Here is a 13,809-nt window from a genome sequence, read left to right as displayed (position 1 = left end):
ATGCACCTGACTTTACGCCAGCTAAACATTTTCCAGGCGGTAGCAAACCATGCCAGCTTTACGCGGGCGGCAGAAGAATTGCACCTCACTCAACCTGCAGTTTCCATGCAAATCAAACAGTTGGAAGACAATGTCGGCTTGCCACTTTTCGAGCACTTGGGGAAATCACTGTTTTTAACCGATGCCGGTGAGGAGTTGCTGGGGTATTGCCAGCGAATTTCGCAACAAATCCGTGAAGCGGAAGATGCCTTCGCCAGCATGAAATCACTTTCCACCGGCAAACTGAAAATTACGGTTGCCAGCACGGCCAACTATTTTGCAGCGACCCTTCTTGCCGCCTTTTCACGGGAACACCCGGATATCGGCATCAGTTTGAAAGTCACCAACCGGGAACAGCTTTTAAAAGACCTTAAATGCAATGACTGTGATTTAGTGATCATGGGAAAACCGCCAGCAGAACTCGACGTAACGTCCACCGTGTTTATGGAAAACCCTCTTGTGGTGATAGCCCCAATTAACCATCCTTTCTGCAGCCAGAAAAAAATCCCACTTAATGCCATCGCCAAAGAACCCATGGTCGTTCGCGAAAAGGGCTCGGGAACCCGTTTTGCTATCGAACGTTTCTTTGACAGCCATAAACTCACATTGAATGTCGCTGCCGAAATGAGCGCCAGCGAAGCCATTAAGCAAGCGGTCTCAGCGGGGTTAAGCCTCGGAATTGTCTCCAAACACACAATTGAGTTGGAACTTGAAGCAAAAAGATTGTGCGTATTGGACGTGGAAAACATGCCAATTATCCGCAATTGGTATTTAGTTCACCGAAATGACAAGCGGCTCTCTCCCATTGCATTAGCATTTCAGGAATACCTGCTCAATTATGGCCAATCTGCTGAAAATAACACCAAATACGTTACCGCGTAACACTTTAAAAGTTACGGTAAATCAGGGTGATATGTGTGATTGGAAATGAAAAAGCCCGCAGAAATTTCCGCGGGCTTTCTGTTTTAATTGTCGAAGTAATTGTGCGTTAGGTGCTATACATAAACGACCTGAATATTCTCGCTGAATCCTGCATCTTCAGGTTGTTTGGGTACAAGTTTACTCTTGCCCACCTGAGTGACGATGCAGTGTCTTCTTCAACACAACGGCTCGAATCGGTTTAGTCACAAAGTCATCCATTCCCGACGCAAGGCACGTTTCCTTATCTTCGTTCATCGCGTTTGCCGTCAGCGCAATGATTGGCAAGGTGTAACCGAGTTGACGAAGGTGTTTTGTCGCTTCAATACCACAAAGCACCGGCATCGACATATCCATTAAGATGATGTCGAAAGGTGTCGTCGTTGTTTTCACTGCATCGATAGCTTCAAGGCCATTGTTTGCAACAACCACATGGTGCCCTGCTTTCTCCAGCATCAGCTTAACCACCATTTGGTTAGCTTTGCTGTCTTCGGCGACCAAGACATTAAGTTGACGGATCTCTTCGAAATCCAGTTTCTCCGTCGTTGAATTGTCTATTTCAGACGCTTCCGCTAGCGGGATGTTGATGAAAAAGGTTGAGCCCTCTTCAGGTTGACTGACAAAGTCGATACTGCCGTTCATTGTCGATACCAATCTTTTACAAATGGAGAGACCGAGCCCGGTTCCGCCATATTTACGGGTGATACTACCATCCGCTTGGGTAAACGGCTGGAAGATATTTTTTCTGTTTTCTTGGCTGATCCCTATGCCTGTATCTTCCACTGCAATTTTCAGTACGTTGTCTTCACAATTCATGGAGACGTGCACACGCCCCTGCTCTGTGAACTTGATAGCGTTGCCAACCAAGTTAAGCAGGATTTGGGTAAAACGGTTTTCATCCTGATAGATCGAACTCGGCACGTTATCTGCGATGTTCACGGCCAGATCGAGCTGTTTCCGTGCAGCTTCATCCTTGAGCTGGTTTATTACAATTGTGACACTGTCACGTGGATTAATAAAATCGGGTGACAAGGAAAAACGCTCGGACTCAATCCGTGAAAGATCAAGGACATCATTGATGATGATAAGCAACAATTGCGCTGACTTATCCATCTGCGAAATCCAGGTTTGCTGCTCTTCGTTCAGTGATGATTGTTGCAACATGTCGAGCAATCCCATCACCGCATTCAACGGTGTGCGGATCTCATGGCTCATCATTGCCAAAAACTGCGACTTGGCGGCATTGGCGGATTCTGCCTGTTGTCTTGCCTGTTGAAGTTCCTGCAAACGCTTTTTGCGCGCGGTAATGTCTTTCGCTGTTCCGCGAAAACCCATGCAGTTTCCGCGCTTGTCATAATAAGGGCGGCCGGAAAGGCTAACCCACTCTTCCTCTCCGTTCAGAATGACATTCCATTCTACATCCGAGAACGGTTGTTCAACCTGAATCAAATCCAGCAGTTTGTTTTTTACTTCTGGCTGGCGGTTGAGTTGATTCATGATCGCCTGGGGGTCTGCAGCCAAGGTTTCGTTCGAGGGTGCGGATAAATAGGTAAATTGAAGTTGGTTATTCAATTCCCAAAACCAGTCACCTGCCGTTTTCGCAAAATCTCGGAAGCGTTGACGACTTGCAGTCAGCTCCTGTGTTTTAACAGACACCAGACACTGCAATCGCTCACGGTAGTCGATATCGATAATAGTACGTTCAATCAAGGGCCTGAAACGCTGGATTACCTGCTGAGCTTTGACATCGAATCCACCAAACTTAGAAGAAAAAAGGATGAGGATGGATTCGCTGGCATTCACAGACACGCCGGTGATCAATGCAGAGCGGCAGGTGTCGAAATCTTCCGGATAAAGCAGGGAGAATTCATGCACCCTTTCCGGCGCATAAAGGATAACGGTTTGTCCATTCACGCAGCGTGAGAATGTGTCGCCATCACACCACTGGAAATTCTCGACATGTGCAGAGGTAGAAACTAAGCAGGAATAGACGTCTTCCGTTTCCTTGTTGCGAGTAAGTACCAAGGCATTATCAAAAGAGACGTACCGTTCAATGACTTTCAATAGTGTGTTGAATACTTCTATCTTGTTACTTGCGCCAGACATAGCAGAAATCGCGGAGAGAATAGCACTGTTCTCTTCCTTAAATTTTTGCTCGCGCTCTTCAACGCGGTTCAGTTCGAACAGCGTTTCCTGCAGTTTTTCAGAAATTGCGCTGGTCATAGCTCGTCCTTATGGAACAAAACTGTGGAGATCATTAGATTGCCATGGGCAATTTCGCCGCCGAGGAACTGCCCCTGTTCGCCGAAGGTGAAAGGGCAGATAAAAGGTGCATGATGCATAGCAACACTCATGTTTGCGGCCACATCGTGCAGGGCCTCCCTTACGTGCAGCATGCAACCGGCACAATAGATCGCAATCCCTCCTATTGGGTCGTAAGTATTCCGATCATGCTCGTTGGCAGAGTCGACAACACGACCCGCCCGGGATACCAACATCTCTGTTGTGCCGGACATAAAATAGACCCGTTCCCCTTCCTGAATATTGCAGAACATCTCGATGCCGCGCGCGGAAGAGACTGTTGCCGGATGTGACAAGGTGTAATAAGGCATGCCGTGTATTTCACCGGTTTGGCGCCCCAATGGGTTGAGGGTTGATTGCGCGAACAGATCTTCGCTGTCAATGATCCGCTCTGTTGCTTCGCGGTACCAATCACTGTATACGTCAGCGGCAGGCTTGCCATCCAACTCAAGCAATGTGCGCCCTTCCACTCGTGTAGCAACAGCGCTTTCACCGGTCGCAGCATATCCGCTGTGGAATGAGTAGCTGACCCGGGCTGTTGGAAAGAACACAGCCATGGCAATACCTTGTGAGATTACCCGGGTGCCATCCAGTAACGTCCAGTTACCACAGATCTCTTCGTCAGCCGCTGTGCCGCCAATAATGGGAATATTGACGCCAAGCTCATCTCGGATAGCTCGTAAGATGGTTTCTTCATATCCGGTGGTTGCGTGTAAAGCAATAAGTGATGGCAGCTCGCCTGGACGTCCACTTTGGGCAATGGCCTGTCGAAGAACGTGTTTAGCTTTTGTGTGCACATCGCTGCCTGGCTCCACTTCGCTCATCGCTGCGCCATAGGCACCCTGTTCATCTTCTACCGCCCATACTGAAAGCGCATGGCCACCAATGTAGCCCTTTTCAGTCATGGTGCCTTTGCACGATGAGCAACCGATTATCGATGAATGGGGAAACTGCTGTTTCAGCGCCGTGTTCAGAGCATTCTCATCCTGACTTTCTGTGTAATAGGCCAGGATCAGGGAAGGCGACTGAATCGTTCGCTTGATTTCTTCGCTTGTTTCACACACTGCGTCGTGCGAATTGGGATGAATTGACGAGGACGTCGCGATTCTCATGGGCTTAGCTGTGGTCTTGATTAGCGGCAATTCTGTCAATAATAGCGTTCACCCTTCAGGAAACTCCAGCTTTAACATCGATTCTTTTTGTTTAATCACTGAATTCTCTGTAGATAGACGCTAATATTGGCGCAAATTTCCGCATATGACCTGCGAGCCATGGATAGCCAGTTATATATTGTGATAAATCCTCACCTGCCGCTTGGCCAAATCATAAGCAAACGTTTGGCTCAGAAAGGCAACACGGTTGTTTACCTTACGGAAAATGAACAGGAAGGTTACGCCATTGCAGCTGAGGAACCTCGGGTTCGTTACCGTAGTTGTAACCCTAAAAACCTCTCCATGCTCGAAGAGGAAATGGCGTGGGTTTCTCAATGTATTTCGACTATCAGCGGTGTCGTGGTGATCACTTCTGAAAAGGAGTTCAACGCGAATTATATGCCGTTGAATGAAGGATTTTTTCGCCGAACCGCAGCCCAGATTGGCATGCACAATACCACGCTTAACCTGACATACGTGATCGTCCCCGAGGAAGCGGATACATCAAGGGAAGCTTTGCGTGCCCTTCACCTTAAACTCTGCCAGCTCGCACATGAGCCAAAAACAGACAGTGATTGCGTTAACGTAAACCATGTATTGGTGTCGTCAATAACTTATGATGATGAAAGTTGCTGCGTTGATGTTGCAGCAGATACTACGGACTTGATCCACTATCTCACCTCGACCACATTCAAAACCGTCAGCCAACAGGCCTTCTATTTTGGAAATAACGCCTGATAGCAATCAATAAAAAAGCAGCTTACAGCTGCTTTTTTGTTAAATTCAGGCCATTAGCCTTCATTTGCATATCAAATGGTGAAATGTTAATTAAAATCGCATAAATATTAATTTGCGGTTAAAAGTTAATTTCAATTTGATCCTGATCAATGACCAGCAAAAGTTTTTGCGTTTGGCTAATCTCAACATCGTCCGGCAACGTATAAACGTAAGCGTTTAACACTCCATTTTCGTTATCCATTGACTCAGTTATATCGATATTAGTTTTTGGAAATATGGATGTCAGAGACACGGGTTTTTCTGGTGAATTAACCCGCAACACCACACCTCCATCCTCTTGATTAAAAAGCTTTATTTCGACCGTGCCGCCAGAGATACCGACGCTGCAAGCCCCTGAATTCAAACTGCATTGATCTTTATTTTGTGTATTGGAGTAATTGAAAGTACGCCAAGTAAATGCAGCGATTAAAAGTATCAATACGACTAATATTTGAACTAGACGTGCTGTGGTGAGTTTTTCTGCAGCCATGTGTTCTATGCGATTCCCGTGTTACAGAGCTCAAAGTTTTAGTAGAAATGTTACCTGAGGGTAAACCGACTGTGGATTGAGTCCTATATTTAACTGATTAACTGGAGTATTATCTCCGGTGAAAATGCCACTTTTACAACGAAATAGCAATGGAATGCACCAAGTGGACATAATTCGAACACTATTCGCATTGCATTGCTTCTGGGTGGCATTGTGGCCAGTTGGCCACATTGGGTATACGTGAGTGTAGTAATCAAAAAGTGGAAGCATGCAATATGAGCCAAGAAAAGCAGCTTGAACTGGAATACAACTACCGCGTTGTCCGTCAATTCACCGTAGTAACCATCCTATGGGGTATTGTCGGCATGGCAGTTGGTGTTCTAATCGCCGCTCAGCTGGTATGGCCTGCGCTAAACTTCGATATTCCTTATTTGACATACAGCCGTTTGCGCCCACTGCATACCAATGCAGTGATTTTTGCATTTGGTACCAGTGCACTGTTTGCGACGTCCTATTACGTTGTGCAACGCACCTGTCAGACAAGACTGTTCGGAGGTTGGCTGGCTGGGTTTACCTTCTGGGGATGGCAAGCAATCATCCTCGCAGCAGCAATTACGTTGCCGCTGGGTTATACCACCAGTAAAGAATACGCTGAACTGGAATGGCCAATCGATATCGCTATCGCCGTTGTGTGGGTGGCTTATGCGGTGGTGTTCTTCGGTACAATGATCAAACGGAAAACATCGCACATTTATGTTGCGAATTGGTTCTTCGGGGCATTCATTATTACCGTTGCCGTTCTTCACATTGTAAACAGCATGGCAGTTCCGGTAGCACCTATGAAGTCCTACTCCATTTATTCCGGCGCTATCGATGCAATGGTTCAATGGTGGTACGGGCATAACGCTGTAGGTTTCCTGTTAACAGCGGGCTTCCTGGGTATGATGTACTACTTCGTACCTAAGCAGGCTGGTCGTCCAGTTTATTCATACCGCCTATCCATCGTTCACTTTTGGGCGCTGGTTTCTCTCTACATCTGGGCAGGTCCTCACCACTTGCACTACACTGCGCTGCCAGACTGGACGCAGTCTCTGGGTATGGTGATGTCGCTTATTCTGTTTGCTCCATCCTGGGGCGGTATGATCAACGGTATCATGACGCTGTCCGGTGCTTGGCACAAACTGCGTTATGACCCTATCCTTCGATTCCTCATCGTTTCCCTTTCGTTCTACGGCATGTCGACGTTCGAAGGCCCAATGATGGCCATTAAGACGGTCAACGCCCTTTCGCACTACACCGACTGGACCATTGGTCACGTTCACTCTGGTGCACTGGGTTGGGTTGCGATGGTATCAATTGGTGCGGTTTATCACCTGATTCCGAAACTGTTTGATCAAGAACGTATGTACTCAATCAAACTGATCAACGTGCACTTCTGGCTCGCGACAGTCGGGACTGTTCTTTACATCGTTGCGATGTGGATATCCGGTGTAATGCAAGGCCTGATGTGGCGTGCAGTTAACACTGACGGTACGTTGACCTACAGCTTCGTAGAATCTTTGGAAGCATCGTACCCGTTCTACTTCGTTCGTTTCGTTGGTGGTGCTATCTACCTCACAGGCATGCTGCTGATGGCTTATAACGCATATAAGACCATTTCAGCACCAAAAGAAAGCCTGAAAGCGATTGAGCAACCAGCATAAGGAGACCAGCGAATGAGTTCTAGTCGTCACGAAATTGTAGAAAGGAACGTTGGACTTTTTGCAATCCTTACGGTTATTGCAATCAGCTTTGGTGCGCTTGTAGAAATCACACCTCTGTTGTTCCAGAAGCAAACCACTGAACCCGTGGACAACCTTCGTCCCTACACTGCATTAGAAATGGAAGGCCGAGACATCTATATCCGTGAAGGATGTAACGTTTGCCATAGCCAAATGATTCGACCTTTCCGTGCTGAAACCGAGCGTTATGGTCACTACTCTGTTGCAGGTGAAAGTGTTTGGGAACACCCATTCCTATGGGGTTCAAAACGAACTGGTCCTGATCTGGCGCGTGTTGGTGGTCGTTATTCTGATGAATGGCACCGAGTCCACCTGATTGATCCACGCGCAGTGGTTCCCGAATCGAACATGCCTGGCTTCCCATGGCTTGCCGAAAATGTTCTAACCGGTGATCTTACAGCCCAAAAACTGACTGTGTTCCGCGACATGTTTGGTGTGCCTTACACCGACGAACAAATCGCGACTGCACAGCAAGATGTTCAGGGCAAAACAGAGATGGACGCACTGATTGCTTACCTGCAATCACTTGGTCATGCAATGAAGTAAGAGGGTAAGTTATGGACATAGTTTCGTTCCATAGTATCTGGACACTCGCGATTTTCGTGTGCTTCATTGTGATCGTGCTTTGGGCATACAGCGGTCGTCGTAAAAAGGAATTCGACGAAGCTGCAAACCTCGTCTTCGCTGACGAGGAAAATGCCGCACAAAAAAAGACAGGAGACGATAACAAATGACGACATTTTGGAGTCTATTTATCACTGTCATTACCCTCGGGACTATCGCCGGATGCGCAGCACTTCTTATCTGGTGTGGTAAAGACATCAAAGAAATTCCCGATGGTGAAGATATGGGCCACGAATATGACGGTATTCGCGAGCTCAACAACCCACTGCCAAAGTGGTGGTCCTACATGTTTTGGGCAACCATTGTTTTCTCACTGGTTTATCTCGCCCTTTACCCTGGTCTGGGTAACTGGCAAGGCTTCTTTAACTGGAACAGCTCCGCTCAAACAGTTAAAAACCTGGATGAATCCCGTTTGGCACTGGAAAACTCAACCGGCATTGACCAATACGCCCGTGAACTGGATAGTGCGAATGCTGTGTTCGGTGAAACATACCGCCAGCTAGCCTATAAGCCAGGCAGCGATGAACTGTTGGAGATTACCGAGATTGCTAAGAATCCAGAAGCGATCAAAGTAGGCCAGCGTCTGTTTATCCAAAACTGTGCTCAGTGCCACGCATCTGATGCGCGCGGTCAAGCGGGCTTCCCTAACCTGACTGATAACGATTGGCTGTACGGTGGTGAACCAATGACCATCAAAGCAACCATCCTGGAAGGTCGCGTTGGTAACATGCCAGCATGGTTGGATGCGCTGGGTGAAGATGGTGTGAAAGAAGTTGCCGCCTATACACTTAGCCTTTCAGGCCGTAAGGTTGATGCGCAAGAAGCAGCCGCCGGTAAAGCGCGTTTTGTTGTCTGTGCAGCATGTCACGGCACAGATGGTAAAGGTAACCCGGCATTTGGTGCACCTGACCTGACGGACAATGTCTGGCTGTTCGGTGGTTCACGTAAAGCGGTTGAAGACACAATCCGTTATGGTCGCCAAGGGGTGATGCCTGCTTGGAAAGACATTCTGGATGAAGACAAAATCCAACTGCTGTCTGCCTATGTATGGCAACTGAGCAACCCACAAAACCAATAATAAAATTTCAGTTTAAGCCCCTGACTTCAGGGGCTTTTTTACCCAAGATTTTCTTGTTACAGGAAAGCAATATGAACAAGCCATGGTATAAGCAGTTTTGGCCTTGGTTTTTGATAGCACTACCTGCGAGTGTGGTCGTAGCCAGTCTTTTTACTGTTACCCTTTTCACTAAAAACAAAGTTTCGCTTGTCGCAGAGGATTACTACAAAGAAGGTAAAGGCATCAACATTGACCTTTCCCGCCTGCGCAAAGCTGACGAGCTCGAAATATCAGCGGAACTGGCAGCCGATGACGAATCTGCCATATTCACGTTATATAAAGGTCAGCTTGACCAATTTCCTACCCTGAAAGTGACTTTCCAGCACCGAACGCTGGCAGATCGTGATATGGAATTGATGGTCAACGCGGATGCTACCGGTCGTTATCGTCTCACCCTCAACGAGCCTCTTAATGGTCCTTGGTATGTCGAAGTTAATTCTTTTGATGGTGCATGGGCACTGAATGCCCGCGCAAACTTCCCTTCATCAGTCCCAGTTAAGTTGTATGGTCAGAGCAAGGAATGACAAAAGAATGTTATCACTGTGGAGAACCGGTTCTTACCGGTGACTCCTACCAAGTTGATATCTTGGGCGACAACCGCACTATGTGCTGCCCGGGATGCCAAGCCGTCGCCTCAACCATCGTAGCCAACGGCCTCACTTCCTACTACGAATACCGCACTGCTCCGGCTGAAAAAGCCAATCTCGTCCCTGATGAACTTCAGTCGCTTAGTCTTTATGACAACGAAGATGTTCAACAAGAATTTGTGCGTCACGAAAACGGCACTGATGAAGTCGTTCTCTCAGTGGATGGCGTCTCCTGCGCCGCCTGCGCATGGCTGATTGAAAAACAACTGGGTAAACAGGAAGGTGTATCCCGCATCAGTGTGAATACCACCACCAACCGAGCGACTCTGCGCTGGGATCCGGAAAAAACCAAACTCAGTACCCTTCTGAACAAAATCCATACGTTAGGATACAAAGCTGCGCCTTTTGAGGCAGACAATCAGGAAGCCCAATACCATAAGGCGATGAAGCACTACCTCTATAAACTGGGGATTGCAGGGCTCGCCACCATGCAGGTTATGATGCTTGCAGTTGCCATGTATTTCGAAGTATTCGGTGACATGGACGAAGCCTTCCGAAACTATTTCCGTTGGGTTAGCTTGATCTTTGCCACACCGGTTCTCCTCTATTCGGCAACGCCTTTTTATCTCAATGCCTGGCGAAACCTAAAAGCACGAACGCTGGGTATGGATGTTCCCGTATCCATCGCCCTGCTGTTTGCATATTTTGCCAGCCTGTATGCAACAGTGACTGAAAAAGGCGAGGTGTTCTTTGAATCCATCGCCATGTTCACCTTCTTTCTGCTGGTTGGTCGCTTTCTCGAAATGCGTGCACGACGAACTGCAGCCGCGGCCAGCGCTAACCTTTTAAAATTGATCCCACGACTGGCGACGTTGGCTTCTGGGGAGCAAATTCCGGCGAAATCTCTGAAACTCGATAATGTAGTAAGGGTTTTGCCCGGAGAACCCTTCCCTGCTGATGGCCTCGTTGTTGAAGGCGTGACCACGGTCGACGAGTCCATGCTGACGGGTGAATCACTGCCAGAAACTCGCCAATGTGGTGATGCTGTCTATGCGGGCACCATGAATATCGACGGCAACGTCAATGTTAAAGTAACGGCTGAGAAAAAAGATTCTCTTATTGCCCACATAGTCCAGTTACAAGATGCCGCGCAATTGGCCAAGCCCCGTGTCGCAGAAATTGCCGATATCGTGGCTCGCTACTTTGTTGCAGCCATTCTGATAATCTCCGCATTTACCTGGCTATACTGGCATAGCCACAAACCGGACGACGCATTCTGGATCATGCTGTCGGTACTGGTCGCTACTTGTCCTTGCGCACTCTCGCTGGCGACACCAACCGCACTCACCTGCTCAACCTCCACCTTTGGCAAGTTGGGCATCTTGCTTCGAAGCGGACACGTGTTCGAAACGCTGACAAAGGTGAATCACCTTGTCGTGGATAAAACCGGCACGCTGACCGAAGGCAACGTTACCATTGCCGACATCCATTGCTTTGGCGACACCAGTAAAGATGAGGCATTGGCAATTGCTGCAGCACTCGAAGCCTATGCAAACCACCCTATTGCCCAAGCCTTCAATGATTACCCAACGAATGTAACGTTCTCAAAGGTAGAAAACGTCATTGGTCAGGGCTTACAGGGTTATTATCAAGACAAGTTTTGGAAGATTGGTAAACCGCAGTTTGCATTGAATGACCCAGGTACCGCTGAAAACAGCGCACATCAGGTTTGGCTTTCCTGTGCGGGGGAACCCGTAGCATCGTTCCAGCTTGTCGACCCAATCAGAAGCACAAGCCAAGCACTGATCGACAAGTTCCACGAGTCCGGGCTCAAGGTCACCATGCTTACCGGCGACAACTCGGCAACTGCACGCGCTGTCGCTGACAAACTTGGGATTGACGAGTTAGTCGCCGGCGTCACACCGGAAGGTAAACTCGCGTATCTAAACAGTCTGCCAAAAGACCAAATCACGATGATGATTGGTGACGGTGTGAACGACGCGCCGGTGCTCGCCGGAGCCCACCTTTCTGTTGCGATGGGCGGCGGCACAGACGTTGCGAAAGCATCAGCGGACATGGTGCTTTTGGGCGACGATCTGACAAAATTGCTGGATGCTCGCAGGCTCGCTTCGTTTACCCAAAAAATCATTCGCCAGAACCTTGCATGGGCACTAGGATACAACCTCGTGATTTTGCCTCTTGCTGTCATGGGTTATGTTGCGCCATATATCGCGGTTGCTGGAATGTCCGGCAGTTCGGTTATCGTTGTTACAAACTCACTGAGACTGTTTAAGAGCGACATTCTGGATAAAATTAAGGCCGCATAAAATGGAAAGCCTGTACATTCTCATCCCTATCGCGATTGTGCTTGTCTGCGTGGCTGTGGCTGTCTTTATTTGGGCTGTAAAGTCAGAGCAGTTCGAAGATCTGGAACGTCAAGGGATGAGTATTCTTCTCGACGACGAAAAAAAGCCCAAATCACCAGAGCCAGAAAACAGTGAAGACGAGGCGAAAAAGCAGTAATGCCTTTAACCGATCTAGTCGCTGCGTTTGGTGTTGGCCTGCTGGGAGCAGGCCATTGCCTTGGTATGTGCGGCGGTATCGCGGCTGCAGTTTCCTTTGGCACACCACAACAGAAAAACAAGTTTCCTTATATTGCTCTCTATAATTTCGGCAGATTGCTATCCTATGGCCTGTTTGGCGCCATTGCCGGTGGTATTGTCTCTGGCGTTATAGAAGTTACGCAGATTTCCCAAGAGTTGCTTTGGCTTCGCCTCGCTGCCGCTATCATGATGATATTACTGGCACTATACATTGGGCGATTCTGGAACGGACTGACCTACATTGAAAATGCAGGTCATGTCATTTGGAAGCATGTATCCCCCCTCACGAAGAAATTTTTACCATTGCGAACCCCGATTGCCGCCTTACCTTTTGGCTTTCTCTGGGGATGGCTACCATGCGGGTTGGTTTATTCCGCCCTGAGTTGGGCCGCTGTAGCTGGAAACGCATTGCATGGATTATTGATAATGCTCGCATTTGGGCTAGGAACCCTACCTGCAATGCTATTTGTTGGCTCGGCAGCAGAAACAGCCAAAAAGTTACTTAACAATATGATATTTCGAAGAATCTCATCATTGATACTGCTAATGTACGGAATAGTTACCGCTTATTCTGTATACAATCAGTTGTAGGAAGTCTCGATTTCTTGTCTGGAAATGGTAAAATATTGACTCAAATCAATTTGGCTAAGCAGGCTCATGATTCAAGACAAAATACCCACTAAACGTGTCCAGTCCGGCGGATGCGCTATCCATTGTCAAGACTGCAGTATCAGTCAGCTTTGTATCCCTTTTACACTGAGCGATAGTGAGCTTAATCAGCTTGACCAAATTATCGAGCGTAAAAAACCTATTCAAAAGGGACAACCGCTATTTCAGGCGGGTGATCAACTTCGCTCTCTCTATGCCATTCGCTCAGGGACCATCAAAAGCTACACCATCACCGAACAAGGTGACGAGCAAATTACAGCATTCCACCTTGCTGGTGATTTAGTCGGTTTCGATGCCATTAACCATATGATGCACCCGAGCTTTGCTCAGGCGCTGGAAACATCGATGGTTTGTGAAATTCCTTTCGAAATTCTGGATGACCTGTCAGGTAAAATGCCGAAGCTTCGCCAGCAAATCATGCGTTTGATGAGCAGCGAAATTAAGGGCGACCAGGAAATGATTCTGTTACTTTCCAAGAAAAATGCGGAAGAACGCCTGGCTGCTTTCCTACATAGTCTCTCTACCCGTTTCTCGCAGCGCGGCTTCTCTCCAAAAGAATTCCGTCTCACAATGACGCGCGGCGATATTGGTAACTATCTGGGTTTAACGGTTGAAACCATCAGCCGTCTGCTGGGTCGTTTCCAGAAAAGCGGGATGCTGAGCGTGAAAGGCAAATACATCACGATTCTTGATCATGATGAACTAAGCCGATTGGCAGGTATCTGCAAGTAAGACTGCACTGGTCTATCCCC

The 13,809-nt window shown here is 47.9% G+C and carries 14 protein-coding genes; 11 read left to right on the top strand and 3 right to left on the bottom strand.

What is annotated here, in order from left to right:
- Positions 1–921 (top strand): LysR family transcriptional regulator, encoded by a 921-nt coding sequence (locus KU854_RS02570; protein WP_218356927.1) that lies wholly within the window; start codon positions 1–3, stop codon positions 919–921.
- Positions 922–1,098: 177 nt separating this feature from the next.
- Here KU854_RS02570 and KU854_RS02565 read toward each other — a convergent pair whose 3' ends face one another.
- Complete coding sequence (locus tag KU854_RS02565; RefSeq protein ID WP_218356926.1) at positions 1,099–3,180, bottom strand: PAS domain-containing hybrid sensor histidine kinase/response regulator; 2,082 nt, start codon at positions 3,178–3,180, stop codon at positions 1,099–1,101.
- Positions 3,177–4,370 (bottom strand): FIST signal transduction protein, encoded by a 1,194-nt coding sequence (locus KU854_RS02560; protein ID WP_218356925.1) that lies wholly within the window; start codon positions 4,368–4,370, stop codon positions 3,177–3,179. Before KU854_RS02560 ends, KU854_RS02565 begins: the two co-directional genes overlap by 4 nt.
- Before the next feature lie 159 nt (positions 4,371–4,529).
- Here KU854_RS02560 and KU854_RS02555 point away from each other — a divergent pair, with 159 nt between their 5' ends.
- Complete coding sequence (locus KU854_RS02555; RefSeq protein WP_218356924.1) at positions 4,530–5,147, top strand: hypothetical protein; 618 nt, start codon at positions 4,530–4,532, stop codon at positions 5,145–5,147.
- 118 nt (positions 5,148–5,265) lie between these two features.
- Here the strand turns inward: KU854_RS02555 and KU854_RS02550 are convergent, their stop codons facing one another.
- Positions 5,266–5,676 carry a hypothetical protein gene (locus KU854_RS02550; RefSeq protein WP_218357267.1) on the bottom strand — a complete coding sequence of 137 codons (411 nt, stop codon included), beginning with the start codon at positions 5,674–5,676 and terminating at the stop codon, positions 5,266–5,268.
- 275 nt (positions 5,677–5,951) lie between these two features.
- Here KU854_RS02550 and ccoN point away from each other — a divergent pair, with 275 nt between their 5' ends.
- From ccoN to KU854_RS02505, 9 genes are all read left to right on the top strand, one after another.
- Positions 5,952–7,379, top strand: a complete 1,428-nt coding sequence (gene ccoN, locus KU854_RS02545; RefSeq protein ID WP_218356923.1) for a cytochrome-c oxidase, cbb3-type subunit I — start codon at positions 5,952–5,954, stop codon at positions 7,377–7,379.
- A 12-nt stretch (positions 7,380–7,391) separates the two neighbouring features.
- The gene (gene ccoO / locus KU854_RS02540) at positions 7,392–8,003 is read left to right on the top strand and encodes a cytochrome-c oxidase, cbb3-type subunit II (protein ID WP_218356922.1); all 612 of its coding nucleotides are present in this window, start codon (positions 7,392–7,394) and stop codon (positions 8,001–8,003) included.
- Between the two features lie 11 nt (positions 8,004–8,014).
- Positions 8,015–8,191, top strand: coding sequence for a cbb3-type cytochrome oxidase subunit 3 (locus KU854_RS02535; protein WP_218356921.1), 177 nt, complete (start codon positions 8,015–8,017; stop codon positions 8,189–8,191).
- Entirely contained in the window at positions 8,188–9,159 is a 972-nt protein-coding gene (gene ccoP / locus KU854_RS02530) for a cytochrome-c oxidase, cbb3-type subunit III (RefSeq protein WP_218356920.1), read from the top strand. Before KU854_RS02535 ends, ccoP begins: the two co-directional genes overlap by 4 nt.
- Positions 9,160–9,230: 71 nt before the next feature.
- On the top strand, positions 9,231–9,722 hold the full coding sequence (locus KU854_RS02525) for a FixH family protein (RefSeq protein WP_218356919.1): 492 nt from the start codon (positions 9,231–9,233) through the stop codon (positions 9,720–9,722).
- On the top strand, positions 9,719–12,112 hold the full coding sequence (locus KU854_RS02520; RefSeq protein ID WP_218356918.1) for a heavy metal translocating P-type ATPase: 2,394 nt from the start codon (positions 9,719–9,721) through the stop codon (positions 12,110–12,112). Before KU854_RS02525 ends, KU854_RS02520 begins: the two co-directional genes overlap by 4 nt.
- Position 12,113: 1 nt before the next feature.
- A complete protein-coding gene (gene ccoS / locus KU854_RS02515) occupies positions 12,114–12,308 on the top strand; it encodes a cbb3-type cytochrome oxidase assembly protein CcoS (RefSeq protein ID WP_218356917.1) in 195 nt (64 codons plus the stop codon).
- The gene (locus KU854_RS02510; protein ID WP_218356916.1) at positions 12,308–12,979 is read left to right on the top strand and encodes a sulfite exporter TauE/SafE family protein; all 672 of its coding nucleotides are present in this window, start codon (positions 12,308–12,310) and stop codon (positions 12,977–12,979) included. The genes ccoS and KU854_RS02510 overlap by 1 nt, the downstream gene beginning before the upstream one ends.
- Before the next feature lie 66 nt (positions 12,980–13,045).
- Entirely contained in the window at positions 13,046–13,789 is a 744-nt protein-coding gene (locus KU854_RS02505; RefSeq protein ID WP_054778358.1) for an FNR family transcription factor, read from the top strand.
- Positions 13,790–13,809 lie beyond the last annotated feature (20 nt).

The sequence above is a fragment of the Enterovibrio paralichthyis genome, assembly GCF_019209835.1.
In the GTDB taxonomy this organism is placed as follows: domain Bacteria; phylum Pseudomonadota; class Gammaproteobacteria; order Enterobacterales; family Vibrionaceae; genus Enterovibrio; species Enterovibrio paralichthyis.
The sequence above is the reverse complement of the archived record's forward strand: the minus strand, read 5'-3'. Positions and strand labels throughout refer to the sequence as shown.